The 26055-nt window shown below is 68.4% G+C and carries 31 protein-coding genes; 19 read left to right on the forward strand and 12 right to left on the reverse strand.

The genetic code is table 11. From position 1 onward, the window contains the following. Positions 1 to 88: 88 nt before the first annotated feature. The 4 genes from A8M77_RS23040 to A8M77_RS23055 are packed head-to-tail and all read right to left on the reverse strand — an operon-like array spanning position 89 to position 4510. On the reverse strand, positions 89 to 1078 hold the full coding sequence (locus A8M77_RS23040; protein WP_086923842.1) for a tripartite tricarboxylate transporter substrate-binding protein: 990 nt from the start codon (positions 1076 to 1078) through the stop codon (positions 89 to 91). A 32-nt stretch (positions 1079 to 1110) separates the two neighbouring features. After that, the gene (locus A8M77_RS23045; RefSeq protein ID WP_086923843.1) at positions 1111 to 1875 is read right to left on the reverse strand and encodes an SDR family NAD(P)-dependent oxidoreductase; all 765 of its coding nucleotides are present in this window, start codon (positions 1873 to 1875) and stop codon (positions 1111 to 1113) included. Further along, positions 1872 to 3737 (reverse strand): feruloyl-CoA synthase, encoded by a 1866-nt coding sequence (locus A8M77_RS23050; protein ID WP_086923844.1) that lies wholly within the window; start codon positions 3735 to 3737, stop codon positions 1872 to 1874. The genes A8M77_RS23045 and A8M77_RS23050 overlap by 4 nt, the downstream gene beginning before the upstream one ends. After that, positions 3734 to 4510, reverse strand: coding sequence for a crotonase/enoyl-CoA hydratase family protein (locus tag A8M77_RS23055; protein ID WP_086923845.1), 777 nt, complete (start codon positions 4508 to 4510; stop codon positions 3734 to 3736). Before A8M77_RS23055 ends, A8M77_RS23050 begins: the two co-directional genes overlap by 4 nt. 116 nt (positions 4511 to 4626) lie before the next feature. Here A8M77_RS23055 and A8M77_RS23060 point away from each other — a divergent pair, with 116 nt between their 5' ends. From A8M77_RS23060 to A8M77_RS23070, 3 genes are read left to right on the forward strand one after another with little or no spacing between them, the layout of a single operon-like run. Next, positions 4627 to 5493: an amidohydrolase family protein gene (locus A8M77_RS23060; RefSeq protein ID WP_086923846.1), complete on the forward strand. Its 867-nt coding sequence runs from the start codon at positions 4627 to 4629 to the stop codon at positions 5491 to 5493. A gap of 57 nt (positions 5494 to 5550) precedes the next feature. Next, positions 5551 to 6018, forward strand: a complete 468-nt coding sequence (locus A8M77_RS23065; RefSeq protein ID WP_086923847.1) for a hypothetical protein — start codon at positions 5551 to 5553, stop codon at positions 6016 to 6018. Further along, positions 6015 to 6437 (forward strand): VOC family protein, encoded by a 423-nt coding sequence (locus A8M77_RS23070; RefSeq protein WP_086923848.1) that lies wholly within the window; start codon positions 6015 to 6017, stop codon positions 6435 to 6437. Before A8M77_RS23065 ends, A8M77_RS23070 begins: the two co-directional genes overlap by 4 nt. A gap of 12 nt (positions 6438 to 6449) precedes the next feature. On the opposite strand, the gene kefC is transcribed toward A8M77_RS23070, so the two are convergent. Both kefC and kefF read right to left on the reverse strand, forming a co-directional pair. Then, entirely contained in the window at positions 6450 to 8300 is a 1851-nt protein-coding gene (kefC, locus tag A8M77_RS23075) for a glutathione-regulated potassium-efflux system protein KefC (protein WP_086923849.1), read from the reverse strand. Positions 8301 to 8304: 4 nt separating this feature from the next. Continuing rightward, the gene (gene kefF / locus A8M77_RS23080) at positions 8305 to 8946 is read right to left on the reverse strand and encodes a glutathione-regulated potassium-efflux system oxidoreductase KefF (protein ID WP_086923850.1); all 642 of its coding nucleotides are present in this window, start codon (positions 8944 to 8946) and stop codon (positions 8305 to 8307) included. Positions 8947 to 9019: 73 nt separating this feature from the next. Between kefF and A8M77_RS23085 the strand changes: the two genes are divergently transcribed. Both A8M77_RS23085 and A8M77_RS23090 read left to right on the forward strand, forming a co-directional pair. Then, complete coding sequence (locus A8M77_RS23085) at positions 9020 to 9640, forward strand: ParA family protein (protein ID WP_086923851.1); 621 nt, start codon at positions 9020 to 9022, stop codon at positions 9638 to 9640. 184 nt (positions 9641 to 9824) lie between these two features. Beyond that, a complete protein-coding gene (locus tag A8M77_RS23090) occupies positions 9825 to 10283 on the forward strand; it encodes a MaoC family dehydratase (protein ID WP_192871660.1) in 459 nt (152 codons plus the stop codon). An 8-nt stretch (positions 10284 to 10291) separates the two neighbouring features. Here A8M77_RS23090 and A8M77_RS23095 read toward each other — a convergent pair whose 3' ends face one another. Then, complete coding sequence (locus tag A8M77_RS23095; protein WP_086923853.1) at positions 10292 to 10753, reverse strand: tRNA (cytidine(34)-2'-O)-methyltransferase; 462 nt, start codon at positions 10751 to 10753, stop codon at positions 10292 to 10294. A 13-nt stretch (positions 10754 to 10766) separates the two neighbouring features. Continuing rightward, complete coding sequence (locus A8M77_RS23100) at positions 10767 to 11495, reverse strand: ComF family protein (protein ID WP_086923854.1); 729 nt, start codon at positions 11493 to 11495, stop codon at positions 10767 to 10769. Between the two features lie 22 nt (positions 11496 to 11517). Here A8M77_RS23100 and A8M77_RS23105 point away from each other — a divergent pair, with 22 nt between their 5' ends. The 8 genes from A8M77_RS23105 to A8M77_RS23135 all read left to right on the forward strand — a co-directional run bounded on the left by A8M77_RS23105 (position 11518) and on the right by A8M77_RS23135 (position 18049). Next, on the forward strand, positions 11518 to 12423 hold the full coding sequence (locus A8M77_RS23105; RefSeq protein ID WP_086923855.1) for a biotin synthase: 906 nt from the start codon (positions 11518 to 11520) through the stop codon (positions 12421 to 12423). Positions 12424 to 12705: 282 nt separating this feature from the next. Further along, a complete protein-coding gene (locus A8M77_RS23110) occupies positions 12706 to 13182 on the forward strand; it encodes a DUF2244 domain-containing protein (RefSeq protein WP_086923873.1) in 477 nt (158 codons plus the stop codon). A gap of 68 nt (positions 13183 to 13250) precedes the next feature. Continuing rightward, complete coding sequence (coxB, locus tag A8M77_RS23115) at positions 13251 to 14429, forward strand: cytochrome c oxidase subunit II (RefSeq protein ID WP_086923874.1); 1179 nt, start codon at positions 13251 to 13253, stop codon at positions 14427 to 14429. A gap of 46 nt (positions 14430 to 14475) precedes the next feature. Beyond that, complete coding sequence (gene ctaD / locus A8M77_RS23120) at positions 14476 to 16110, forward strand: cytochrome c oxidase subunit I (RefSeq protein ID WP_086923856.1); 1635 nt, start codon at positions 14476 to 14478, stop codon at positions 16108 to 16110. A 25-nt stretch (positions 16111 to 16135) separates the two neighbouring features. Beyond that, positions 16136 to 16246 (forward strand): cytochrome oxidase small assembly protein, encoded by a 111-nt coding sequence (locus tag A8M77_RS36950; RefSeq protein WP_238136931.1) that lies wholly within the window; start codon positions 16136 to 16138, stop codon positions 16244 to 16246. Between the two features lie 17 nt (positions 16247 to 16263). Next, complete coding sequence (locus tag A8M77_RS23125) at positions 16264 to 16896, forward strand: cytochrome c oxidase assembly protein (RefSeq protein WP_086923857.1); 633 nt, start codon at positions 16264 to 16266, stop codon at positions 16894 to 16896. Between the two features lie 2 nt (positions 16897 to 16898). After that, positions 16899 to 17105 carry a DUF2970 domain-containing protein gene (locus tag A8M77_RS23130; protein ID WP_086923858.1) on the forward strand — a complete coding sequence of 69 codons (207 nt, stop codon included), beginning with the start codon at positions 16899 to 16901 and terminating at the stop codon, positions 17103 to 17105. A gap of 62 nt (positions 17106 to 17167) precedes the next feature. Then, positions 17168 to 18049, forward strand: coding sequence for a cytochrome c oxidase subunit 3 (locus A8M77_RS23135; RefSeq protein ID WP_086923859.1), 882 nt, complete (start codon positions 17168 to 17170; stop codon positions 18047 to 18049). Positions 18050 to 18120: 71 nt separating this feature from the next. Here the strand turns inward: A8M77_RS23135 and A8M77_RS23140 are convergent, their stop codons facing one another. Then, positions 18121 to 18342 carry a twin transmembrane helix small protein gene (locus A8M77_RS23140; protein WP_192871661.1) on the reverse strand — a complete coding sequence of 74 codons (222 nt, stop codon included), beginning with the start codon at positions 18340 to 18342 and terminating at the stop codon, positions 18121 to 18123. A 54-nt stretch (positions 18343 to 18396) separates the two neighbouring features. Between A8M77_RS23140 and A8M77_RS23145 the strand changes: the two genes are divergently transcribed. Genes A8M77_RS23145 through A8M77_RS23170 form a run of 6 tightly spaced genes read left to right on the forward strand, consistent with a single transcriptional unit; the run spans position 18397 to position 23395 of the window. Then, complete coding sequence (locus A8M77_RS23145) at positions 18397 to 19167, forward strand: SURF1 family protein (protein ID WP_086923876.1); 771 nt, start codon at positions 18397 to 18399, stop codon at positions 19165 to 19167. Beyond that, positions 19109 to 19834: an SCO family protein gene (locus A8M77_RS23150; RefSeq protein ID WP_086923860.1), complete on the forward strand. Its 726-nt coding sequence runs from the start codon at positions 19109 to 19111 to the stop codon at positions 19832 to 19834. The genes A8M77_RS23145 and A8M77_RS23150 overlap by 59 nt, the downstream gene beginning before the upstream one ends. A gap of 19 nt (positions 19835 to 19853) precedes the next feature. Beyond that, the gene (locus A8M77_RS23155) at positions 19854 to 21038 is read left to right on the forward strand and encodes a COX15/CtaA family protein (protein ID WP_086923861.1); all 1185 of its coding nucleotides are present in this window, start codon (positions 19854 to 19856) and stop codon (positions 21036 to 21038) included. Beyond that, on the forward strand, positions 21035 to 21940 hold the full coding sequence (gene cyoE / locus A8M77_RS23160) for a heme o synthase (protein ID WP_086923862.1): 906 nt from the start codon (positions 21035 to 21037) through the stop codon (positions 21938 to 21940). The genes A8M77_RS23155 and cyoE overlap by 4 nt, the downstream gene beginning before the upstream one ends. An 8-nt stretch (positions 21941 to 21948) precedes the next feature. After that, complete coding sequence (locus A8M77_RS23165) at positions 21949 to 22557, forward strand: SCO family protein (RefSeq protein WP_192871664.1); 609 nt, start codon at positions 21949 to 21951, stop codon at positions 22555 to 22557. 10 nt (positions 22558 to 22567) lie between these two features. Continuing rightward, on the forward strand, positions 22568 to 23395 hold the full coding sequence (locus A8M77_RS23170) for a DNA alkylation repair protein (protein ID WP_086923864.1): 828 nt from the start codon (positions 22568 to 22570) through the stop codon (positions 23393 to 23395). Positions 23396 to 23454: 59 nt separating this feature from the next. Here A8M77_RS23170 and rpoH read toward each other — a convergent pair whose 3' ends face one another. The 3 genes from rpoH to ftsY form a co-directional block, all read right to left on the reverse strand. Next, entirely contained in the window at positions 23455 to 24390 is a 936-nt protein-coding gene (gene rpoH, locus A8M77_RS23175; protein WP_086923865.1) for an RNA polymerase sigma factor RpoH, read from the reverse strand. 164 nt (positions 24391 to 24554) lie between these two features. Then, a complete protein-coding gene (locus A8M77_RS23180) occupies positions 24555 to 25016 on the reverse strand; it encodes an Mpo1 family 2-hydroxy fatty acid dioxygenase (RefSeq protein ID WP_086923866.1) in 462 nt (153 codons plus the stop codon). Between the two features lie 52 nt (positions 25017 to 25068). Further along, positions 25069 to 26055 (reverse strand): signal recognition particle-docking protein FtsY (ftsY, locus tag A8M77_RS23185; protein WP_086923867.1); only part of this gene is annotated, 987 nt, incomplete at its 5' end.

Genomic DNA, 26055 nt, shown 5'->3' on the forward strand with positions numbered 1-26055 from the left:
CCGCGGAACCGGCTTTGCCGGGCCGCCGGTGTCGCCCCCGGCGAGGGGGGTGGCGCAGCGACACGAAGTGCGCGAAGCCTGGGGGAGGTCATGATTCCGCGGTGAAGCCGATCTGCTTGACCAGTGGGCCCCAGCGCTCGTACTCGGCTTTCTGATCGGCCGCCATCTCCTGCGGCGTGCTGCCGCTCGCCACCAGGCCGACCAGGGCCAGCGCATCGATCACGGACTTGTCCTTCAGCGCGGCATTGATGGCGGCGTTGGCGGCGGCAATCGTGGCGGCCGGCGTCTTCGCGGGCGCGTAGAAGCCGAACCATTCCTCCGAGGTCACGTCCGGGTATCCCAGCTCGGTGAAGGTCGGCACATCGGGCAGGTAGGGCGAGCGCTTGCGGCCGGAGGTGGCCAGCACGCGCACGCGGCCGGCCTTCATGTACTGCAGGTAGTCGCCGCTGGGGTTCATCGCGGCGGCGATCTGGCCGCCCACCAGGTCGGTGATGCTGGGCACGGTGCCGCGGTAGGGCACGTGCTTGAGTTCCACGCCGGCGCGCAGGCCCAGCAGCGCGCCCAGCAGGTGCGGCATCGAGCCGGCGCCGGGCGAGCCGTAGCTGGCCTGCGCCGGGTTGGCCTTGGCCCAGGCCAGGAAGTCCTTCAGCGTCTTGACCTCGGCCGGCACTGACGGCCCCACGGCCAGGCCGTGGAACATGATGGCGCCGATGGAGACCTGCGTGACGTCCTCCGGCTTGTAGCTGAGCTTGGGATAGATGTAGGGGTAGACCGAGAGCGCCGACACCGGCGCCAGCGTGAGCACCGAGCCGTCGGCCGGCGAGTTCTTCAGCGTCTCCACCGCGATGCGGCCGCCCGCGCCGGGCTTGTTCTCCACGAAGCCGGGGTTCTTGCTGTAGGGCGTGCCGCCCAGCTTCTCGGCCACGCGGCGGGCCACGCTGTCGCCGGCACTGCCGGCCGGGAAGCCGTACATGATCTTGACCTGGTCCAGCGCCTGGGCCAGGGCCGTGAGCGGCGAGAGCGCGCCCAGGGCGGCGGCGCTGCCCAGGGTCTGCAGGAAATGGCGGCGGTGTTGCATGGTGGTGTCTCCTTCTGGAATGCGCGCGGGGCTCAGCGCGGCGCCATGCGCAGGGCGCCGTCGAGGCGGATCACCTCGCCGTTGAGGTGGCCGTTGGTCACGATGTGGCAGGCCAGTTCGGCGAATTCCGAGGGATGGCCCAGCCGCGGCGGGAAGGGGATGGAGGCGGCCAGCGATTGCTGGATGGCCTCGGGCAGCTCCTTCAGGAGCGGCGTGGCGAACAGGCCCGGCGCGATGGTGCAGACGCGGATGCCGTGCTGCGCGAGGTCGCGCGCCATCGGCAGCGTCATGCCCACCAGTCCGCCCTTGGAGGCGCTGTAGGCCTGCTGGCCCACCTGGCCGTCGAAGGCCGCGACCGAGGCGGTGAAGAGCATCACGCCGCGTTCGCCGCCTTCCAGCGGGGCCAGCTTCGCGCATTGCGCGGCGTACAGGCGGCTGATGTTGTAGGCACCGATGAGGTTGACGTTGACCACGCGCATGAAGTCTTCCAGCGGGGCGGGGTTGCCGTCCTTGCCGACGATGCGCTTGGCGCTGCCGATGCCGGCCACGTTCATGAGGATGCGGGCCGGGCCGTGGGCGGCGGCGGCCTTGTCCAGGGCGGCATTGACGCTGTCGGTGTGGGTGATGTCGCAGGTGCACGCGACGCCGCCGATCTCGGCCGCGACCTTCTCGGCCAGCGCCGCGTTGAGGTCCAGCACCGCCACCTTGGCGCCGAGGCGTGCGAGCTCGCGCGCGGTGGCCTCGCCCAGGCCCGATGCGCCGCCGGTGACCAGGGCGGCTTGTCCTTCGATCTTCATGGCTTGTCTCCTTGGGGCTTCAACGTGAAGGGCAGGGTGTCGGCGTGCAGCGCCTCCACCGTTTCGGCGCGGTGCTTGAGCATGGCGCGTTGGTTGATCGAACCCTTGTCCGTGACCTCGCCCCGGTCGATCGAGGGCGGCTCGTGCTCGATGTGCAGCCGGGCGATGCGGTTGGCGCTGCCGGTGGCGGCGCGGGCCAAGTCGTTCAACACGCGCTGGAAACGGGCCTGCACCGGCGCGCTGCCAACCACCTCGCGCATCGGCGCGTCGGGGCCGAGGCCGGCGAGCTCGCGCACCTTCTGCGTCGGAACGACCAGTGCGCCGACCTCCTTGAGGTTGATGCCGGTCAGCACCGCGTCCTGCACGTAGGGTGCGCCGGCCGCGATGATCTTCGCGCGCAGCGGACCCACGCTCACGAAGGTGCCGGTGGCCAGCTTGAAGTCCTCCGCGATGCGTCCGTCGAAGCGCAGGCCGCGGTGGATGTCGTGGTCGTCGATCCACTTCACCGCGTCGCCGGTGCTGAAGAAGCCTTCCTCGTCGAAGGCCTCGGCCGTGGCCTCGGGCGCGCGCCAGTAGCCCGGCGTGATGTTGGGGCCGCGGTAGCGGACCTCGGTCTTGCCGTCGACGTCGACCAGCTTGAGCTCGATGCCGGGCGCCGGCAGGCCCAGGTCGCCGGACTTCACCTCGGGGCCGGTGATGTAGAGCGCGAAGGGGCCGGATTCGGTCATGCCCAGGCCGGTGCCCATGACGATGCGCTCGCCGACCTCCGCCTCCTGGGTGCGGTGCAGGCTGTCCCAGATGGGCTGCGCGAGGGCGGCGCCCGCGTAGAAGAACATCTTCACCCGCGACAGCAGGTTGCGGCGCAGCACCGCATCGCTTTCCATCGCGTGGGCGATGGCCTCGAAGCCGGTGGGCACGTTGAAGTAGATGGTGGGGGCGATCTCGCGCAGGTTGCGCAGCGTCTCGGCCATGCCGGCGGACGTGGGCTTGCCGTCGTCGATGTAGAGCGTGCCGCCGTTGTCCAGCACGATGCCCACGTTGTGGTTGCCGCCGAAGGTGTGGTTCCAGGGCAGCCAGTCGACCAGCACCGGCGGCTCCTCGCCCAGGGCCGGGATCGACTGGCGCAACTGTTGCTGGTTGGCGCACCACATGCGGTGGGTGTTGATCACTGCCTTGGGCATCTTGGTCGAGCCCGAGGTGAAGAGGAACTTGGTGATGGTGTCGGGGCCGGTGGCGGCCAGCGCGGCATCGACGGCGGACGTGGCCTCGGTCGCGGCCATCTCGGCGAAGGAGGTGGCGGGGCGGCCTTCGACCGCGCCTTCGGCCAGCACCAGCTCGATGTCGGCCGGCACGGCACTGGTGATGGCGCGGGCGAAGCGTGCCGCATCCGCGGCGAACACAAGGCCCGGCGTCAGCGTGGACAGCACGTGGCGCAGCTTGTCGAAATCCTGGCTGACCAGCGAATAGGGGGGCGAGACCGGGCAGTAGGGCACGCCGGCATAGAGGCAGCCCAGGGCGAGCAGGGCGTGCTCGATGCCGTTTTCGCTCAGGATCGCGACTGGGCGCTCGGGGCTCAGGCGGCGGCCGAGCAGGGCCTGGGCGATGCTGCGCGCCTTCTGGTGCGCTTCGGCGTAGCTCACGCGAATCCAGTCGCCGGTGCGGCCGTCCGGCAGCTTCTCGCGGCGGGCGATGAAGGTGCGTTCCGGCGCGGTCTCGGCCCAGTGGCGCAGGCGGTCGGACATGCAGCCGGCGTAGGGGGCGAGCTCGACTTCGGCGCGCAGGTAGCGCACGCCGGGCGCGCCCTCTCGCAGCACGGCGCGCGTCACGCCGAAGGCCAGCGGCCGGTAGCGGACCGTCGTCATTCCTTGCTCACCTTGTTGGCGCGGCCTTCCAGGAAGGCGCGCACGCGTTCCTTGGCTTCGGGCGCGCTCTGGACGATGCCGGAGATCAGGGCCTCGGTGAAGAAGCCGTGGTCGGCCGGCTGCTCGCTGATGCGGGGCAGGGCGTGCATCAACGCGTAGTTGGTGAGCGGTGCGTTGCCGGCGACCTTTTTCGCCAGTTCGAAAGCCTTCTCGAAGGAGCGGCCCTCGTCCACCAGGTACTGGGCGAAGCCGGCGCGCTCGCCGTCCTGGGCGTCGTAGACGCGGCCGGTCATCATCATGTCCATCATGCGGGCCGTGCCGATGAGCTTGGGGATGCGCACCGAGCCGCCGCCGCCGACGAAGATGCCGCGCGATCCCTCGGGCAGTGCGTAGAAGGTGGTGCTGTCGGCCACGCGGATGTGGCAGGCGCTCGCCAGCTCCAGCCCGCCGCCGACCACCGCGCCGTGCAGCGCCGCGATCACGGGCACCGGGCCGCCCTGCACCACGTCCAGCGCGGCATGCCACAGGCGTGAATGGTGCAGGCCCTGGCCGGCGTCGCGCTCCTTCAGCTCCGACAGGTCCAGGCCGGCGCAGAAGTGCGGGCCTTCGCCGTCGAGCACCGCCGCGCGCACGCTGGACGGCAGGTTCTGGAAGGTGTCGCGCAGGGCGAGGATGAGGGCATCCGACAGCGCGTTGCGCTTGGCGGCACGGGTCAGGCGGATGATGGCGATCTCGTCGCGAAGCTCGAGTTGCAGGTCGGTCGTGGTGGTCATGGTTGCGCTCCCGGGTATGAATCGATTATGGTTATGAAAAATAACCAATTCAAGCGGAGTCGACAGCCTCGACCCCAGGACTTACCCTTAGTTCAACATTGCCTGGAGACAATTCCATGGACCACCGCAACCTGATCGCGATCGACACCCACACTCACGCCGAGGTGAGCTGCTGGAATCCCTTCGACAACTACGGCGAGGAGTACGACCGCGCGGCCGACAAGTACTTCCGCTCGAGCCGGCGCCCGACCATCCAGGAGAGCATCGACTACTACCGGGAGCGGAAGATCGGCCTGGTGATGTTCATGGTCGACGCGGAGTCGAACCTCGGGCGCCGCCGCATCCCGAACGAAGAAATCGCCGAGGCGGCGCGCAACAACAGCGACATCATGATCGCCTTCGCCAGCATCGATCCGCACAAGGGAAAGATGGGCGCGCGCGAGGCCCGGCGGCTGATCGAGGAGCATGGCGTCAAGGGCTTCAAGTTCCACCCGACGGTGCAGGGCTTCCATCCCTATGACCGCATGGCCTGGCCGATCTACGAGGTGATCGCCGAATACGGCCTGCCGGCCGTCTTCCACACCGGGCACAGCGGCATCGGCTCGGGCATGCGCTGCGGCGGCGGCCTGCGGCTGGAGTACAGCAACCCGATGCACCTGGACGACGTGGCGATCGACTTCCCGGACATGCAGATCATCATGGCGCACCCCAGCTTCCCCTGGCAGGACGAGGCGCTGAGCGTCGCCACGCACAAGCCGAACGTCTGGATCGACCTCTCGGGCTGGAGCCCCAAGTACTTCCCGAAGCAACTGGTGCAGTACGCCAACACGCTGCTGAAGGACCGCATCCTGTTCGGCAGCGACTACCCGCTGATCACGCCGGACCGCTGGATGAAGGACTTCGAGGAGGCCGGCTTCAAGCCCGAGGTGATGCCGGGCATCCTGAAAGACAACGCCGTGCGGCTGCTGAAGCTGGTGGGCTGAACGCCGCCCGGACTTCGATGTCCGAAAGCGGCGCATCGCGCGCCGCCGTTGCCGACAATGGCCGGATGGCGCCTGTTCGATCTCGATGCCGATTTCGCGGCCGCGCCGGCGGACCTGGCCTTCGTGTTCCCGAGTCCAGCCCGGCTGGCGACCGCGCTGCCCGAGATCCAGGGCGTCGAGGCCCAGGCCGCCCGGCGCATCCGCGCGCTGGCCGTGGCGGTGCGCGACGGCCGCCTGCATGTCGCCCCGGGCCAGGACCGGGAGGACTTCGTGCGCCGCCTGTGCGAGCCGACCCGGTGGCGACCGCACCTGGCCCGGTGGATCGCGCTGCGTGCGCTCGGCGATCCGGACGCCTGCCCCCTGCCGGACAGCGCGCTCGATGCCGCAGCGCGCTGGCGGCCCTGGCGGGCCTACGCGTGGCGCCATGCCCAGTCCGATCCGGCCGTCGGCCCGCCGCCGTGGTCCGTGAACCGCTCCCAGGCCGGCCGCCTGGCCTTCCACTCCTCTCCGAAAGGGACGCCATGACCCAGCTCGACGCGTATCTCTCCTTCGACGGCAATTGCGCGGAAGCGATGAAGTTCTATGCCCAGGTGCTGGGCGCCAGCATCGAGGCGCTCATCACCTACGGGCAGGTTCCCGGCGGCGAACCGCCGCCCGCCAGCCATGCCGACCGGATCATGCATGCCTACCTGGTGCACGAGGGCTTCAGCCTGATGGCCGGCGACACGCCGCCCGGCGTGCCTTATGCCGGCATCCAGGGCGTGATGCTGGCGCTGAGCTTCGGCGCGACGGCCGAGGCGCAGCGCGTGTTCGCCGCACTGGCCGGAGGCGGCGGCCAGGTGCAGATGCCGATGGCCGAGACCTTCTGGGCCGAGCAGTTCGGCATGGTCACCGACCGCTACGGCGTGCCGTGGGGCATCAACGGCGCGCCGAAGCCGATGTAGCCGCGGCGTGGCTCAGGGCGCGGGTTCTTCCGGCTCGCCCGCCGGGTTCCATTCGCGCCCGGCCCGCAGCTTGCGCTCCTCGCGCTCGCGCGCGATCTGCTCCTGGAACTGCTGCCGGCCCTCCTTGGAGACGGCGATCAGCTTGGCGCGGTCCTTGTAGTGCGGGTAGAGCTCGTGCATGAGCTCGATGTTGCGGCGGCGGAAGCGCATCGCCGCCTCGCGCGCCTCGTGGGCCGGCCAGCCCAGGCCCTCCAGCACCGAGCGGGCGCTGCGCAGCGAGGATTCGAAGAGCTCGCGCTCGACGATCTCCACCCCGCGGTCCAGCAGCTGGTAGAGATGGCCGACGTTGCGCGCCCGCGCGACGATGCGCGCGTTCGGGAAATGCTCGCGCGCGATGTCCACGATGGCGAGCGACTGCTCGACGTCGTCCACCGCCACCACCAGCACCTTCGCCGTGGCGGCGCCGGCGGTGCGCAGCAGGTCCAGCCGCGTGGCGTCGCCGTAGAAGACGCGGAAGCCGAATTCGCGCAGGTTCTCGATGGTGTCGGGATCGTGGTCGAGCACGGTCAGTTTCAGGCCCTGCGCGCTGAGCATGCGCCCGAGGATCTGGCCGTAGCGGCCGAAGCCGCAGATCAGCACCTTGGCGTCCTGCTGCTCGGAAATCTCCTCCATCGCCACCGGCGTGCCGGCGCTGTAGCGCGGCAGCACCCACTTGTCCAGGGCCACCAGCACCAGCGGCGACAGCAGCATCGACAGCGCCACCGCCCCGATCAGGAAGGAGGCCACGCCCGGCGGCAGCACCTGCGGGCCGGCGGCCTGGAACACCACGAAGGCGAACTCGCCGCCCTGGGCCAGCAGCAGCGTGAACACCGGCCGCTGCTGGTAGGGCAGGCCCATCAGCTTCGCCAGCGAATAGATCACGGCCGCCTTCAGCAGCATGAAGCCGGCGACCACCAGCGCCATCAACCCGGGATTGGCCAGCAGCACGCCGAAGTCGATGCTCATGCCCACCGCGATGAAGAACAGGCCCAGCAGCAGGCCCTTGAAGGGCTCGATGTCGGTTTCCAGCTCGCGCCGGTATTCGCTCTCGGCCAGCAGCACGCCGGCGAGAAAGGCGCCCAGCGCCATCGACAGGCCGACGAACTGCATCAGCGCGGCGATCGCCACCACCAGCAGCAGCGAGGCGGCGGTGAAGATCTCGGGCGTGTCACTGCGGGCGATCCAGCGCAGCAGCGGGCGCAGCACCAGGCGGCCGCCCAGCACAATGCCGGCGATCACCGCCACGATCTTCAGCGCTTCGAGCCCACGGTTGCCGCCGTCGAGCACCTGCCCCGCGTCGGGGCCAGCGGCCAGCAGCGGCAGCAGCGCCAGGATGGGGATCGCCGCCACGTCCTGGAACAGCAGGATCGAGAAGCCGGCCTGGCCGCTGGGCGTGGGCAGCACGTTGCGCTCGTTCAGCACCTGCAGTGCGATCGCGGTGGAGGAGAGCGCCAGGCCGAGCGCCGCCACCAGCGCCACGCGCCAGTCGGCACCGCCGGCCCAGCCGGCCAGGAAGAGCACGGCGGCGCAGGCCACGACCTGTGCGGTGCCCCACCCGAAGATCGGCCGACGCAGGTTCCACAGCCGCTTGGGCTCCAGCTCCAGGCCGACCAGGAACAGCATCAGCACCACGCCGAATTCGGCGAAATGCAGGATGTCCTCCACGTTGCTCACAAGGCCCAGGCCCCAGGGCCCGATGACGATGCCGGCGGCCAGGTAGCCGATGATGGCGCCCAAGCCTAACGCCTTGGACAGCGGCACCACCAGCACGGCGGCGCCCAGGTAGATCAGGGAGTTGGTCAGCCAGCCCGGTGCGTGTTCCATGCGCTCAAGCCTCCTCGTGTTCCTGCGGGCGGTCGCTGGCGGGCACTTCGCAGCTGACGCACTCGGGCAGATCCTCCAGCTCCGGCCAGTCGGGGTAGCTGGCCAGGCGCTGGCGGAACACCTCGACATGCGCCGTCAGCACCTCCTGGCTGGCGCTGCGCGAGCCGTGGAAGACCAGCGGCGGCAGGAAGCGCATGCCGCACAGCGCGGCAGTCTGCTCGTAAGGCGGCAGGAAGGCGTCGAAGAAATAGCGGTTGTAGTTCTGCGGGTGGTAGCTGCGCTCGGAACCGCCGGTGGTGGCGACCAGCCAGCAGTCCTTGCCCTGCAGCGCGGTACCGCCGCCGCCGTAGGCCCAGCCGTAGCTCAGCACCTCGTCCAGCCAGAGCTTCTGCAGCGCCGGCATCGAGTACCACTGGATCGGGTGCAGCAGCACCAGCAGGCCGGCGCGGGCAAGGCGCGCCTGCTCGGCCTGCACGTCGATCGCGAAGTCGGGGTAGGTGCCGTAGAGGTCGTTGACGTCGCAGCCCGGCACGCTGCGCGCGGCCTGCAGCAGCTGCCAGTTCACGCGCGAGTCGCGCCAGTGGGGATGGGCGGCCAGCACGTAGATGCCGCCCGCGGAGCCGCCCGGGTCTGTTGTTGTGCTCATGGTGCGCGAACATAGCGCAACTGGCGGCGCGGCTACCATGGCGCCTGTCTCTTCAGCCTGGAAGGAGCCTCTCATGCCGGTGGTCCTGGTCGCCAATCCCAAGGGTGGGGTCGGCAAATCCACGCTCGCAACCAACATCGCGGGCTACTTCGCGAGCCGCGGCCATGCGGTGATGCTGGGCGACATCGACCGCCAGCAGTCCTCCCGCCTGTGGCTGGGGCTGCGCACGCCGGCCGCGCGGGAGATCAGGACCTGGGAGGCCTCCGAAGACGGCAGCGTGGTGCGACCGCCGCGCGGCACCACCCATGCGGTGATCGACACGCCGGCGGGCCTGCACGGCTCGCGCCTCAAGGAGGTGCTGCCGATCGCCGACAAGGTGCTGGTGCCGCTGCAGCCCAGCATTTTCGACATCTACGCCACCCGCGATTTCCTCGACAAGCTGCTGGCGAACCGCCATGTCGGCAAGACGCAGGTCGGCGTGGTGGGCATGCGCGTCGACGGCCGCACGCTGGCGGCCGAGCGCCTGCGCGAGTTCGTCGCCGGGCTGGGCGTGCCGGTGCTGGGCGAATTGCGCGACACGCAGAACTACGTGCAGTTGGCGGCGCGCGGATTGACGCTGTTCGACATCGCACCGGGACGGGTGCAGCGCGATTTGGAGCAATGGGAGCCCATCCGCAACTGGCTCGAGGCCTGATCGAGGTTTTCCCTGAAATGAGGCTCTCCTCCAGGCTCCCCCACTTCGTGTGGTCCGCCAACCCCCGCACCGGGGGCAACACCAGCGGCCCGGCAAAGCCGGTTCCGCGGCGCTCCCCGAACGGAAATCCTCCTTGTCACGCCAGCTACAGTGACGACGGCTTCGGCCAGATAGAGTGACGCGCATGAAGAAGACATTTCAGACCCTTCAGGACCTCGCCGCCTGCGTCGGCCAGGAAGTCGCGGTGAGCGACTGGATCACCGTCACGCAGGAACAGGTCAACCAGTTCGCCGAGGCCACCGGCGACCATCAGTGGATCCACGTGGACGTGGAGCGCGCCAAGGCCGGGCCCTTCGGCGCGCCGATCGCCCATGGCTTCCTGACCCTGTCGCTGCTGCCGCGCTTCTACGACACGGCCTTCGACGTGGTGGAGTCGCGCATGGGGGTGAACTACGGGCTCAACAAGGTGCGCTTCATGACGCCGGTGCCGGTCGGCAGCCGGCTGCGCGGCCGCATGAAGCTGCTGAAGTGCGATCCCATCGAAGGGGAGGGCGTCCAGATGGTCTGGGAAACCACGATCGAGCTGGAGGGCGCGGCCAAGCCCGCCTGCGTCGCCGAATCGGTGGTGCGCCGCTACCGCTGAAGGCGGGATCAGGCGAAGCCGTTCTGGCGCCAGGCCTCGAAGACGGTCACAGCCACGGCGTTCGACAGGTTCAGGCTGCGCTGGCCCTCGCGCATGGGCAGACGCAGGCGCTGGGCCGGCGGAAATCCATCGCGCAGCGCGGGATCGAGACCTCGCGTCTCCGAGCCGAAGACCAGCCAGTCGCCGGGGCGGAAAGCCACGTCGTGGACCGCGCGCGTTCCCTTGGTCGTGAGCGCGAACAGGCGGTCCGGCGCCGGCTGCTCGGCCGCCAGCAGCGCGGCCCAGTCCGCGTGGCGCCGTATCTCGGCGTATTCGTGGTAGTCCAGGCCGGCGCGGCGCAGCAGACGGTCGTCCATCGAGAAGCCCAGCGGCTCCACCAGGTGCAGGGTGCAACCGGTGTTGGCGGCCAGACGGATCACGTTGCCGGTGTTGGGCGGGATCTCGGGTTCGACCAGGACGATATGGAACATGGGGTGATTCTCTTCAGGCCGCGACCGGCAGGTCCGTGCGCGCCAGCACCACGGCCGTGATGTGGGCCGCCCCGGCGGCGCGCAGCACCTGCGCCGCCGAGAACAGCGAGGCGCCGCTGGTCATCACGTCGTCCACCAGCACGACGCGCTGGCCCCGCACCGCGTCGGCACGCAGCGGCTCCAGCGCGAAGGCGCCTTGCAGGTTGCGCAGCCGCTCGGCGCGCGAGAGCCCGCTCTGGGCCGGCGTTTCGCGGATGCGCAGCAGAAGCCGCGGGTCGGTCTTGCGCGGCGCCAGCCGGCGCGCCAACTCGTGGGCCTGGTTGAAGCCGCGTTCGCGCAGCCGGCGCGGCGCCAGCGGCATCGGCAGCAGCAGCCCGGCCTGCTCCACCGCGGGCTCGACCCAGGGCGCGCTGCGCAGCAGGGTCGCCAGCGGCGCGGCCCAGCCGGCGCGGCCGTGGAACTTGAATTGAGCGATGCAATCGGGCCAGGGCCAGGCATAGGCGCAGGCCGCGAGGCAGGCATCCAGGGGCGGTGGATGGGCGACGCATTCGCCGCACCGGGCGATGCCGGCCGGCACCGGCAGGGCGCAGCCGCTGCAACGCGAGGCCGGGGGCGCGAAGCGCGTCACGCAGGCGTCGCACACCGCCCGGGTGGGCCATGCGCGGCACACGGCGCACTGGCTCGGCACGCGTTCGAGCAGGGAAGAGAAGAAGGAAAGACGTCTGCGCCAGGGGTTGGACATGGCTCAATATACTGAGCCCCCCATGGCCACCGATCCCCCCCAGCGACCGCCGACCATCGATGCCGCGGCCGCCGCCCGCTGGAGCCGTCTCGTACCGACTGGCGGATCGCCCTGGTTGCACGAGGAGATCGGCCGCCGCATGGAGGACCGGCTTCAGTGGATCAAGGCCACGCCGCGCCATTGGGCGAGCTGGTCGCCGCTGCGCGGCGGCCTGGAGGCGCATGCGCTGGTGGCGAAGCGCTACCGCGACGCCGCCGCCTTCGTGGCCGAGCCGGAGCCGGCCCTGGCGGCGGTCACCCGCGAGGCGCTGGCTGCGCCCTGGTGGAGCGCGCGGCGCTGGCAGGGCGCCCGGCCGAGCTTCGATGCGCCGCCCGAGGACGGGGTGGATCTGCTGTGGGCCAACATGGCGCTGCACATGGCCGCCGACCCGGAGGCCCTGATCGCCCGATGGCACCGGCTGGTGGCGACCGACGGCTTCCTGATGTTCTCCTGTTTCGGCCCGGACACGGTGCGGGAGCTGCGCATGCTGCACGAGCGCCTGGGCTGGCCCCCGGCCAGCCACGAGTTCACCGACATGCATGACTGGGGCGACATGCTGGTCCATGCTGGCTTCGCCGAGCCCGTGATGGACATGGAGCGCATCGTGCTGACCTGGCCGAGCGCGGAGGCAGCGCTGGCCGAGCTGCGCACCCTGGGGCGCAACCTGCACCGGGCGCGCTTCCCGGCGCTGCGCGGGCGGACCTGGCACCGGGCGCTGCGCCGCGCGCTGCCCGAGGTGGCCCTGTCGGCCGAGGGTGCGGGGCGGATCGCGCTGACCTTCGAGATCATCTACGGTCATGCCTTCAAGCCCGCGCCGCGGGTGGCCCTGGCGGCCGAGAGCGCCGTGTCCCTACGCGAGATGCGCTCGATGCTCCAGCGCGGCCGGTGAATGAGCTCTCCCCCAGGCTTCCCCACTTCGTGTGGTCCGCCAACCCCCTTCCGGGGGCAGCACCAGCGGCCCGGCCAAGCCGGTTCCGCGGTGTTTCCCGAAGGGGCCTGGCTTCGCCGGCCGGGCGAGGCATGCAGCGCGAAGGCCGTCAAATGAATCGTTCGGATCAGCCGCTACAATCCGCCGTTGCGTGAACCCCGGGGATTGTCCCGTGATCGAGGCCTGTCGGACATGGTTTGAAGGCGATCGACGCACACCGATTTGCAGAACTCGCCCTCGCCCGTGTCGAATTCCGTGTTTCGCTTTGCCACTGTCTCAGGCCAGAACATCCACTGGTTCCTGAAGCGCAACTGTTCGATCACGCCGAGCCAGCTCGGCTGGCTCTACGCTTCGCTATGCGTGATCTCGCTGGGCATCGGCACTGCCTTCTGGCTGCACGGCGCACCGCTGGTGCTGCCCTTCGCCTGGCTCGAGCTGGGTGCCGTCGGATTTGCTTTCCTGCTCTACGCCCGGCACGCTGCCGATGGCGAGCGCATCGCGCTGCAGGGTGGCCGCCTCGTGGTCGAGCTGGAGAACGGCGGGCACTACGAGCGCACTGAATTCTTGCCGCACCAGGTGCGGGTCGAGCCGCAGATCAGCGACCGCTCGCTGATCGAAGTCTCGGGACAGGGTCGTTCGGTCAGGGTGGGGCGCTATGTGCGCCCGGAGTTGCGCGCGGCGCTGGCGCGCGAGATCCGCATGGCATTGCGCGGCGCCTGAGGGCGGCTCGCGCGGTCGGCACCGTGGGGACCGGTGGGGTTAACTGGAAAAATCGAGAAGTGAACACGATGAAGAGCAATTGGCGCAACAAGTTCTGGCCGGCGAATCTGCTGCTGGCAGCCGGCGCGGCCTGGAGCGGCGCGGCGCACGCAGTCAACGACCTGGCCGGCGGCCCGGCGGTGCGCCAGCTCAATCTTCCGGTGGGCGTCACGAAGATCGCCGAGGAACAGCATTTCCTGCACAACGCCATGATGGTGCTGTGCACGGTCATCTTCGTCGCCGTCTTCGCGGTCATGTTCTATTCGATCTGGAAGCACCGCAAGTCGGTGGGCCACAAGGCGGCCAACTTCCATGAATCGGTGGTGGTCGAGGTGATCTGGACCATCGTTCCCTTCATCATCGTGATCCTGATGGCGCTGCCCGCCACCAAGGTGCTGGTCGCGCAGAAGGACACCACCAACGCCGACCTCACGATCAAGACCACCGGCTACCAGTGGAAGTGGGGCTACGACTACATCAAGGGCGAGGGCGAGGGCCTGGCCTTCATCTCCACGCTCGACAGCACGCACCGCGCCCTGTCCGACGCTGGCGCCAAGGGCGAGGTGCCCGACGACTACCTGCTGAAGGTCGACAACCCGATGGTGGTGCCGGTCGACACCAAGGTGCGCATCATCACCACCGCCAACGACGTGATCCACGCCTTCGCCGTGCCGCAGCTGGGCATCAAGCAGGACGCCATCCCCGGCTTCGTGCGCGACACCTGGTTCCGTGCCGAGAAGGTGGGCGTCTACTACGGCCAATGCCAGGAGCTCTGCGGCAAGGAGCACGCCTACATGCCGATCATGGTGAAGGTGGTCTCCAAGGCCGACTACACGGCCTGGGTCGATGCCAAGCGCAAGGAAGCCGCGGCCAAGCAGGACGACCCGAACAAGGTCTGGACCCTGCCGGACATCATGGCCCGCGGCGAGAAGGTGTACGCGGCCAACTGTGCCGCCTGCCACCAGGCCAACGGCAAGGGCGCCGGCCCGATCAAGCCGCTGGACGGCTCGCCCGTGGTGCTCGACGCCGATCACAACAAGCAGCTTCACGTGATCCTGAACGGCCAGAACAACGGTGCCATGCCGGCCTGGAAGCAGCTCAGCGACACCGACATCGCCGCCGTGGCGAGCTACACCAAGAACAGCTGGTCGAACAAGACGGGCCAGCTGGTGCAGCCGGCCGAGGTGCTGGCGCAGCGCGGCAAGTAAGCCGGCCGCCGAACCGCACGACGAAGAGTTTGCAAGGAATATCAGAATGAGCGCAGTCATCGATCCCCACGGCCACGCCCACGGCCACGATGCCCACGACGACCATCACCACCACGCGCCGACCGGCTGGCGCCGCTGGGTGTTCGCCACCAACCACAAGGACATCGGCACGCTGTACCTGCTGTTCTCCTTCACGATGCTGATGGTGGGCGGCGTGTTGGCGCTGCTGATCCGTGCCGAGCTGTTCCAGCCCGGCCTGCAGGTGGTGAACCCCGAGCTGTTCAATCAGTTCACCACCATGCACGGGCTGATCATGGTGTTCGGCGCGATCATGCCGGCCTTCGTGGGTTTCGCGAACTGGATGATCCCGCTGCAGGTGGGGGCCTCCGACATGGCCTTCGCGCGCATGAACAACTTCAGCTTCTGGCTGCTGATCCCGGCGGCCATCATGCTGGTGGGCTCCTTCTTCATGCCCGGCGGCGCACCCGCGGCCGGCTGGACGCTCTACGCGCCGCTCACGCTGCAGATGGGCCCCTCGATGGACGCCGGCATCTTCGCGATGCACATCATGGGCGCCTCCTCGATCATGGGCTCGATCAACATCATCGTGACCATCCTCAACATGCGCGCCCCCGGCATGACGCTGATGAAGATGCCGATGTTCTGCTGGACCTGGCTCATCACCGCCTACCTGCTGATCGCCGTGATGCCCGTGCTCGCCGGTGCCATCACCATGACGCTGACCGACCGCCACTTCGGCACCAGCTTCTTCAGCCCCGCCGGCGGCGGCGACCCGGTGATGTATCAGCACATCTTCTGGTTCTTCGGCCACCCCGAGGTCTACATCATGATCTTGCCGGCCTTCGGCATCGTCAGCCAGATCGTGCCGGCCTTCTCGCGCAAGCGTCTGTTCGGCTACGCCTCGATGGTGTATGCGACCAGCTCGATCGCGATCCTGTCCTTCATCGTGTGGGCGCATCACATGTTCACCACCGGGATGCCGGTGACGGGCCAGCTCTTCTTCATGTACGCCACCATGCTGATCGCGGTGCCGACGGCAGTGAAGATCTTCAACTGGATCGCCACCATGTGGCAGGGTTCGATGACCTTCGAGACCCCGATGCTGTTCGCCGTGGGCTTCATCTTCGTGTTCACCATGGGTGGCTTCACCGGCCTGATCCTGGCGGTCGCGCCGATCGACATCCAGCTGCAGGACACCTACTACGTGGTGGCCCACTTCCACTACGTGCTGGTGGCGGGCTCGCTGTACGCGATGTTCGCGGGCTACTACTACTGGGCGCCCAAGTGGACCGGCGTGATGTATGACGAGACGCGCGGCAAGATCCACTTCTGGTGGTCGCTGATCTCCTTCAACGTCACCTTCTTCCCGATGCACTTCCTGGGCCTGGCGGGCATGCCGCGCCGCTATGCCGACTACCCGATGCAGTTCGCCGACTTCAACGCGGTGGCCTCGGTCGGCGCCTTCGCCTTCGGCCTGGCGCAGGTGTACTTCTTCTTCTTCATCGTCCTGCCGAACATGATGGGCAAGGGCGAGAAGGCTTCGCAAAAGCCCTGGGAAGCCGCCGAGGGCCTGGAATGGGAAGTGCCGTCGCCCGCGCCTTTCCACACCTTCGAGACCCCGCCCAAGCTCGACCCGACCGCCACCAAGGTGATCGGCTGAGCGCCGGATGAGAGGACAGAGCGCGATGACGCCTGAACAGAAGAGGAACAACCGCCGCATGGGGCTGACGCTGGCCTCCATCGCCGTGATCTTCTTCATCGGCTTCGTCGTCCGCATGGTCTGGATCGGCCACTGACGCGGAACGAGGCAACGATGGGCATCGGTCAACGCATTCGCCGTGAGAACGTTCGCATGGTCGGCAAGCTGGCCGTGGTGGCCTGCGGCATGTTCGCCTTCGGCTATGCGCTGGTGCCGCTGTACCGCGCCATCTGCGAGATGACCGGCATCAACATCCTCGCCTTGTCGGAGCTCGAGGTGCCGGGTGGTGCCAGCGGTGGCAAGAACGTCCGCGTGCCCGACAACACCCAGGTCGACACCAGCCGCACCATCACCGTCGAGTTCGATGCCAACGTGCGCGGCCTCTGGGACTTCAAGCCCGCGCAGCGTTCGATGGAGGTCCATCCGGGCCAGCTCAACACCGTGATGTACGAGTTCCAGAACGTGCAGAACCGCCGCATGGCCGCGCAGGCCATCCCCAGCTACGCGCCGCAGCAGGCCGCGCCGTATTTCAACAAGCTGGAGTGCTTCTGCTTCAATCAGTACACGCTCGATGCGGGCGAGAAGAAGCAGTGGCCGGTCGCCTTCGTGATCGATCCGAAGATCTCCAAGGACGTCAAGACCATCACGCTGTCGTACACCTTCTTCGAGGTCGGCGGCAAAACGCCGCCGGCGCCCGTGGCCGCCAACAGCGCTGCGCCGGCGCCGGCTGCGGAGCCGCGTTCGTGACCATGACCGAGACGCTGCCGCGAAAGGGATCCCTCTGGCGCACCGTGAAGGCGGTGGCCTGGGGCTTCTTCGGCGTGCGCAAGAACAGCGCCTACCAGGAAGACATCGCCCGGCTCTCGCCGCTGCACATCGTTGCCGTCGGGATCGTCGCCGCCATCCTCTTCGTGGTCGGCCTGATCCTGCTGGTGAAGTTCGTCGTCGCGCCCTGACAAGCTGACCAGAGACGCCTGCCCCCACAGATTGAAGCTAGAGAAGAGAACCAGGACCTGATATGAGTTCAACCACCCACGGCACTACGCCCTACTACTTCGTGCCCGGGCCATCGGCCTACCCGGTCATGGCCGCGATCGGCCTGCTCTTCGTGATCTTCGGCGCCGCGCAGTGGATCAACGGCCATCAGTGGGGCGCCTGGTCGCTGCTGCTGGGCATGGTGTGGTGGCTGGGCACGCTCTTCGTCTGGTTCCGCCGCGCGATCAGCGAGAGCGAGAGCGGCCAGTACGGCCACAAGGTGGACCTCTCCTTCCGCTGGAGCATGAGCTGGTTCATCTTCTCCGAGGTGATGTTCTTCGGCGCCTTCTTTACCGCGCTGTGGTGGGCCCGCACCCATGCGCTGCCGACCCTCGGCAGTCTGGACAACGCGCTGCTGTGGCCCGACTTCAAGGCCGTGTGGCCAACGGTGAGCGCCGGCGTCACCGGATCGCCGGCCGACATCGTCGAGCCCTTCCAGACCGTCGGCCCCTTCTGGCTGCCGACCATCAACACCGCGCTGCTGCTGAGCTCGGGTGTCACGCTGACCATCGCGCACCATGCGCTGCGTGCTGACCACCGCGCCCAGGCGATCCGCTTCATGTGGCTCACCGTGCTGCTGGGTGCCACCTTCCTGGGCGTGCAGGGCTACGAGTACTACCACCTCTACACCGAGCTGAACCTCAAGCTCAGCTCCGGCGCCTACGGTTCCACCTTCTTCATGCTGACCGGCTTCCACGGCCTGCATGTGTTCATTGGCATGCTGATGCTGCTGTTCATCACGCTGCGCCTGCGCAGCGGCCACTTCACGCCGGAGCGGCACTTCGGCTTCGAGGGCGCCGCCTGGTACTGGCACTTCGTCGACGTGGTCTGGCTCGGCCTGTACTTCCTGGTCTATTGGCTTTGAGCGGTCCCAACGGCACGACAAAAAAGCGCCGCCAGGCGCTTTTTTCATGGAGGTTGTGGAACGAGCACGACCTACTTGCCGAGCGGGAGTCCCCCCGGCTGGATGTAGCCGAGTTTCCAGGCCAGCAGCAGGCACAGGAACAAAACCACGGACAAGCCGATCCGAACGGTGAGGGCGCGCACCATCCCGCCGCTCTTGGCGCGGCCTTCGCGCCCATCCCTCAGCATGAAGAACAGCGCGACAACGAGGCTCGCCAGGATGCCGATGAAGGCCAGGGCGACAAGGTATTTCATGACGCCGATTATCGGCCGCAGCAGCAGGCACCTGACGTGAACGATGGCTTGGTCATGGCCGCGCCGCGCTCGCGTGGCGGCCGCTTCTGGCTCGTCACCATGGCGGCGGTGGTCATGCTGGCCGCCACCGTCTCGCTCGGGCGCTGGCAACTGTCCCGCGCTGCGCAGAAGGAGGCCCTGCAGGCCCAGATCGAGGCGCGCAAGAACATGCCGCTGCTCAGCGAAGGCGAATTCCTCGCGCTCGATCCGGCCACGGAGGCCATGCACCGGCCGGTCCATCTGCGCGGGCTCTGGCTGGCGCCGCACACCATCTACCTGGACAACCGCCAGATGCATGGCGTCCCGGGTTTCTACGTGCTCACGCCCTTCGCCATCGAGGACAGCAACCGGACCGTGCTGATACAGCGGGGTTGGGTGCAGCGCAATTTCACGGATCGTGCGCAGCTCGCGCCGGTGGAGACGCCGAGCGGCCTGGTCGATGTGACGGCCCGGATAGCACCGCCGCCCGCGCACCTGCTCGAGCTGGGCAAGGAAACACCGCCGTCCGCCGCGTCCGCGGGGTCTTCGCCCATCCGGCAGAATCTCGACCTGGAAGCATTCCGGGCCGAGACCGGCCTGCCGCTGCGGACCGACGTCTCGCTGCTGCAGACCGGCCCGGCGTCCGAAGGCCTCCAGCGCGACTGGCCGGTTCCCGCGTTGGGCATCGAGAAGCACTACGGCTATGCATTCCAGTGGTTCGGGCTCGCGGCCCTCGTCGTCATCCTCTATGTCTGGTTTCAATTCATCGCCCCCTACCGCCGCGCGCGCCGTCTCCGCCGCGGCTGACGAGCCGCTCGGCCTGACGGTGCACTCCATGCCCTCGCCGCGCCAGGCGCTGGACGGCGCGGAGGGCCGGCGCACCGTGATGGGCCGCTGGAAGATGATCCTGGTCATGCTGTGCTGCGCATCGCCGGTCATTGCCTCCTACTTCACCTACTACGTGGTCCGCCCCGAGGGGCGGCGCGTGTACGGCGAGCTGATCGATCCGCAGCGCACCCTGCCCGACCTCGTGGCGACCACGCGCGAGGGCACGCCGGTGCGGCTCTCCTCGCTCAAGGGCCAGTGGCTGCTGGTCGCGGTTGCAGATGGGGCCTGCGACACGCTGTGCGAGCAGCAGCTCTACCTGCAGCGCCAGTTGCGCGAAAGCCTGGGCCGCGAGAAGGACCGCATCGACCGCGTCTGGCTGGTGAGCGACGCAGCAGCGGTGCCCGCGCGTCTGGACACGGGCCTGCGCGGCGCGACCGTGCTGCGCGTGCCGGCGGCGCAGCTGGCCCAATGGCTGGCGCCCGAACCCGGCCACGCGCTCGCAGAGCATTTCTACGTGGTCGATCCCATGGGCAACTGGATGATGCGTTTCCCGGCCCGCATGGACAACGCGGGCGCAGGCCGTGCCAAGCGCGACCTGGATCGCCTCCTGCGCGCCTCCTCTTCCTGGGATGAGCCGGGCCGCTAATACGGCAAACCATAGCCCCATGGACTCGACCTCGCTCTACGACCTCACACCCATCGCCTGGTTGCTGGTGGTGGGCGTGCTGCTGGCGCTCGGGCCGCTCCTCTGGGTCTGGCGGCGCAGCGCGGGCCATGGCGCGGCCCGCCGCCTGCATGTGCTGACGGTGCTCACGCTGTTCCTGACCTTCGACCTCACCCTGTTCGGCGCCTTCACCCGTCTGACCGACTCCGGCCTGGGCTGTCCAGACTGGCCCGGCTGCTACGGCAATGCCAGCCCCCTGGGCGCGCGTCATGAGATCGCGATGGCGCAGGCCGTCCAGCCCACCGGCCCGGTCACGCACAGCAAGGCCTGGGTGGAGATGGTGCACCGCTACCTGGCCACCGGCGTCGGCTTTCTGATCCTCGTGCTGGCCGTGTCCACCTGGGTGGCCCGCCGCCGGCGGCGGCATGAGGCGCATGGCGGCGAACGGCCGCTGAGCGCGTGGTGGCCGGCCGCCACGCTCGTGTGGGTCTGCCTGCAGGGTGCCTTCGGCGCGCTGACCGTGACCTGGAAGCTCTATCCGGCGATCGTCACCTTGCACCTGCTGGGCGCTATCGTCCTGCTGGCGCTGCTGTGTATCCAGGCGGTGCGCTACCGGCAGGCCGCGGCCGCCCGGCAACCTGTGGCGGTGTCGCCGGGCCTGCGCGCGCTGCTGTTCGTGGTGAGCGCGCTGCTGCTCCTGCAGATCGCGCTCGGCGGCTGGGTCAGCACCAATTATGCGGTTCTGGCTTGCGCCGAGTTCCCGACCTGCCAGGGCAGCTGGTGGCCGCCGATGAACTTCGCCGATGGCTTCCACGTCTGGCGTTCGCTGGGTGAAGGCGGCGACGGCACGCCGATTGACTTTGCGGCCCTGACGGCAATCCACTATGTGCACCGCCTCATGGCCTACGCTGTGTTCCTGGCGATCGGCCTGCTGGCCTGGCAATTGCGCCGTATCGTGCCCCTGCGCCCGCAAGCCCGTTGGCTGGCCGGCCTGGCGCTGCTGCAACTCGCGACCGGGCTGGGCAATGTCCTGCTGGGCTGGCCGCTGATCGCGGCCGTGCTGCACACCGGCGGCGCCGCGGCGCTGGCAGTGGTGCTCACCTGGGCGCTGTGCGAGAGCCGGCGCGCCGGCACGCGCGTTCCCGTGGGCACGCCGACGCGCGGCGCCGGGATGGAGGCGGCATGACGACCAAGGCCTCGGTCCACAGCCATAGCACCGCCAGCGTGATGCGGCAGTTCTACGCGCTCACCAAGCCGCGCGTGGTGCAGCTGATCGTCTTCTGCGCGCTCATCGGCATGGTGCTCGCGATTCCCGGCCTGCCCAGCCTGGCCGAAGCGCAGCGCATCGTGGTGGCCTGCATCGGCATCTGGCTGGTGGCGGGCGCCGCGGCTGCGTTCAACTGCCTGGTGGAGAAGGGCATCGACGCCAAGATGAAGCGCACCGCCTGGCGGCCCACCGCGCGCGGCGAGCTCAGTGACCGCCAGGCCCTGCTGTTCTCGGCGCTGTTGTGCGCCGCGGGCTCGGCCGTGCTGTGGTTCGCGGTGAACCCGCTCACCATGTGGCTGACCTTCGCGACCTTCGTCGGCTATGCGGTGATCTACACCGTCATCCTCAAGCCGCTGACGCCGCAGAACATCGTGATCGGCGGCGCCTCTGGCGCCATGCCACCGGTGCTGGGCTGGGCCGCGCTGACAGGGGAGGTCGGACCGGAGGCGCTGATCCTCTTCCTCATCATCTTCCTGTGGACGCCGCCGCATTTCTGGGCGCTCGCGCTCTACCGCGTGGAGGACTACCGCAAGGCCGGCCTGCCGATGCTGCCGGTCACGCACGGCAACGAGTTCACGCGGCTGCAGGTGCTGCTCTACACCTTCATCCTGTTCGCGGCCTGCCTCATGCCCTTCATCTACGGCATGAGCGGCTGGCTGTATCTCGCGGTCGCGGTGGCCGTGAGCATCGGCTTCACCGGCTATGCCTTCGCCTTGTGGCGTCGCTATTCGGACCAGCTGGCGCGCAAGACCTTCCGCTTTTCCCTCATCCACCTCAGCGTGCTCTTCGCGGCGCTGCTGATCGACCATTACCTGCGATGAACGAATCGATGAACAAGCGGCAGGCGCTGCGGCTGATGGGCTGGACCGGGCTCGCCGCCGCAGCCGCGCTAAGCCTGGCGGCCTGCTCGGAGAACAAGCCCAGTTTCAATGCCGTCGACATCACGGGTGCCGACTATGCCAAGGGCTTCTCGCTCACCGATGCCGAAGGAAAGCAGCGCACGCTGGCCGACTTCAAGGGCAAGGTGGTCGTGATGTTCTTCGGCTATGCCCAGTGCCCCGACGTCTGCCCGACCACGATGAGCGAGATGGCGCAGGTCAAGCAGCAGCTCGGCAGCGACGCCGACAAGCTGCAGGTGGTCTTCGTCACGGTCGATCCGGAGCGCGACACGCCCGAGGTGATGAAGGCCTACATGGGCGCCTTCGACCCGGCCTTCGTCGCGCTGATCCCCACGCAGGAGCAGCTCGCCGCGGTCGCCAAGGACTACAAGGTCTACTACAAGAAGGTCGAAGGCAAGACGCCGACCAGCTATTCGATGGACCACTCGGCCGCCAGCTTCGTCTACGACACCGAGGGCCGGTTGCGGCTCTATGCGCGCTATGGCGCGGGCGTGCCGGCCATGGTGTCGGACGTGAAGGCGCTGCTCAAGTCCTCCTGAGGTGCCGGCCATGGCGACGGAGGGTGTCGAGCACCTGAGGCAGCGCAAGGGCGCCTTCCGCATCGCGCTGATCCCGCCCGAAGTGCTGGAGGCGCTCAACGAGGGCCTGCTGGAGACGGTCAACCTCAACGAGTTCATGGCGCTGGAACTCCCCCGCCTTGCGCGGAGCGTGGCCGGGCATCTGGGCCTCGATCCGGAGAGCGAGCGGCTGGTCGACACGCTGGCCATGCTGTCGGCCTTCAAGCCCATGCAGCGCCACGGGCACATCGCTCGGGCGCTCTACGACCTGACCGCGGCGCATGCCGAGCGCGATGCGGTGGCCCATCGGCTGGCCACGCACCCCAGCGACGTGGCGCGCTGCTGGGCGACGCAGTGGGTCACGCTGTCGGGGCTGCCACTTCCGGCGCGGTTGCAGGCGGTGCGCCGCTTCGCCGCCGATCCGCATTTCGGCGTGCGGGAGATGGCCTGGATGGCGGTGCGCGATGCGACCATCGCTTCGCTCGACGAGGCGCTGTCCCTGCTGCAGTCCTGGGTGCTCGACACGGACCCGAACATCCGCCGCTTCGCCAGCGAGCTGACGCGGCCGCGCGGCGTCTGGTGCGCCCAGATCGAGCGGCTCAAGGCCGAGCCCTGGCTGGGCCTGCCGCTGCTGGAGGCGCTGCGGGCGGACCCCAGCCGTTATGTGCAGAACTCGGTGGCCAACTGGCTGAACGATGCCAGCCGGACGCAGCCCGAATGGGTGGAAGACATCTGCGCCCGCTGGCTGGACGAGCATAAAGGCGCGCCGGAGACCGCATACGTCGTCCGGCGGGCGCTGCGCACGCTGGCGAAGCGCTGATCCCGCGCCCCCAAGAAAAAGTCCGGCAGGGCCGGGCTCTGGGGTAGAGAGTGATCGGCTCAGGCGAATTCCGCCAGCGCCTTCTTCATCTTCTTCATCGCCGCCACTTCGATCTGGCGGATGCGTTCAGCGCTCACCTTGTAGACCTCGGCCAGTTCGTGCAGCGTCATTCCGCCCGAGCCGTCGTCGTTGACCTTCAGCCAGCGCTCTTCCACGATGCGCCGGCTGCGGTCATCCAGCGCGGCCAGGGCGGTGGAGATGCCGTCCGTCGACAGGCGGTCGCGCTGCCGCGATTCCAGCTGGGCGGTGGGCTCCTGCGAGGCGTCCGCCAGGTAGGCGATCGGGCCGAAGCCTTCGTCGCCGTCGTCCGAGGGGCTGGGGTCGAGCAGCACGTCGCCGCCCGACATGCGGGTTTCCATCTCCAACACTTCCTCAGGCTTCACGTTCAGGCGGCTCGCCACCTGGGAGACCTCGTCCGCGCTCAGGGTGTCGCGGTGCGTGTCGCCGTCGGCGGAATCAGCCTTGAAGCCCTGCTTCATCGAGCGCAGGTTGAAGAACAGCTTGCGCTGGGCCTTGGTCGTCGCGACCTTGACCATGCGCCAGTTCTTCAGGATGTACTCGTGGATCTCGGCCTTGATCCAGTGCATGGCGTAGCTGACCAGGCGCACGCCCTGGTCGGGATCGAAACGCTTGACCGCCTTCATCAGGCCGACGTTGCCTTCCTGGATCAGATCGCCGTGCGGCAGCCCGTAGCCCAGGTACTGGCGGGAAATGGAGATCACGAGGCGCAGGTGCGAGAGGATCAGCGCACCGGCGGCTTCGAGGTCGTTATGGTCGCGCAGCCGGCGTGCAAAGCCTTGCTCCTCCTCCTGCGTCAGCAGGGGAAGGCGGTTGGCTGCGGAAATGTAGGCGTCCAGGTTACCCAGCGAAGGCACCATCGACCAGGGATTGGCCACGGCGAGCTGGTTGGCGGGGGCTCCGGACAGGACTGTCATTGGGGAAACTCCTTCGTTCAGGGGCATATTAGCACTCGGTTTGAGGGAGTGCTAAGCAAAGGGTTCCCCCGAATTGCCAATGGAAACAATAGGCACAACCTATCCCCGGCGCCGGTGCGCGCGGGCAGGACGACCGCTGAAGGGGCCGCGCGGTGCGTTTCGGCCTACCAGCGCACCCCGAGCCTGAGGAACAGCCTGGACAGGACGAACAGCGGTCCCACCCACAGGTACTGGATATCCTCGAAGAAGGAAGGTTTCTTGCCCTCGATCTTGTGGCCGACGAACTGGAAGATCCACGCCAGGACGAAGATGGCGGCGCAGATCGGGAACACAAGATCGCCCATGGCATGGACTGCGGCCAGCGCCAGCGCAGTGCAGCCCGCCATGGCCAGCACGAAAGGGACGGAACGCAGCATCACGTAATAGACCAGGCTGGCGGCCACGAAGGCGTAGGCCACCCAGGGATGCAGGACGAACAGCAGGCCGAGAATGCTCAGCATGATCGCCGGGATGGCGACCATGTGGATCGCCTCGTTGGTCGGATTCCGGTGGCTTTCGCCGTAGTGGGCGAGCAGGCGGTCGACCTTGCGGTCGGTGCCCGCCAGGGGCGTGGCGGCGCTGTGCATGGCTGTCTCCTGAAGGGGCTCTGCGGCCTTCGGGAAGGATGCCAGACCGGCCCTAACCCATCAAGGCCTGGGCGAACTCGCGTGCCTTGAAGGTTTCCAGGTCCTCCAGCTTCTCCCCGACGCCGATGAAATAGACCGGGATCGGCCGCTCGCGGGCGATCGCGCACAGCACGCCGCCCTTGGCGGTCCCGTCCAGCTTGGTGATGACGAGGCCGGTCAGGCCCAGCGCCTCGTCGAAGGCCTTGACCTGGGCGAGGGCGTTCTGGCCGGTGTTGCCGTCGATGACCAGCAGCACCTCGTGGGGCGCCGTGGCGTCCGCCCGGGTGACGACGCGCTTGATCTTCCTGAGCTCGTCCATCAGGTGCAGCTGGGTCGGCAGCCGGCCGGCGGTGTCGACCAGCACCACGTCCTTGCCGCGTGCCTTGCCGGCGTTGACGGCGTCGAAGCTCACGGCCGCCGGGTCGCCGCCTTCCTGGCTCACGATCTCGACCGTGTTGCGGTCGGCCCAGACCAGCAACTGCTCGCGCGCTGCCGCCCGGAAGGTGTCGGCGGCCGCCAGCAGCACCGCGGCACCCTCGTTGGACAGGTGCCGGGTCAGCTTGCCGATCGAGGTGGTCTTGCCCGCCCCATTGACCCCCGCCACCATGATCACCGTGGGTGTGTGCTCGCCGATCACCAGCGATTTTTCCAGCGGACGCAGCAGGTCGGCGATCGCATCGGCCAGCAGCAGCTTCACTTGTGAAGCCTCCGTGGCCATGTTGCTGCGCACGCGCTTGCGCAGGTCCTCCAGCAGGTACTCGGTGGCCTTGACGCCGGTATCGGCCATCAGCAGCGCGGCTTCGAGCTCCTCGTAGAGGTCTTCGTCGATCTGGGCATTGACGAAGGCGGCCGTGATGCCGTTGCCGGTCTTGCGCAGGCCGGCCTTGAGCTTGCCGAGCCAGCCGCTGCGCTCGGGGGCAGGGGCTTCGGCCGGCGCAGGTCCCGGGGCTTCGACCGGCGGCGCGACAGGGGCGGGCCCACCACAGCGCGGTAAAGAAGG

It is taken from the genome of Variovorax sp. JS1663 (genome assembly GCF_002157355.1).
In the GTDB taxonomy this organism is placed as follows: domain Bacteria; phylum Pseudomonadota; class Gammaproteobacteria; order Burkholderiales; family Burkholderiaceae_C; genus Variovorax.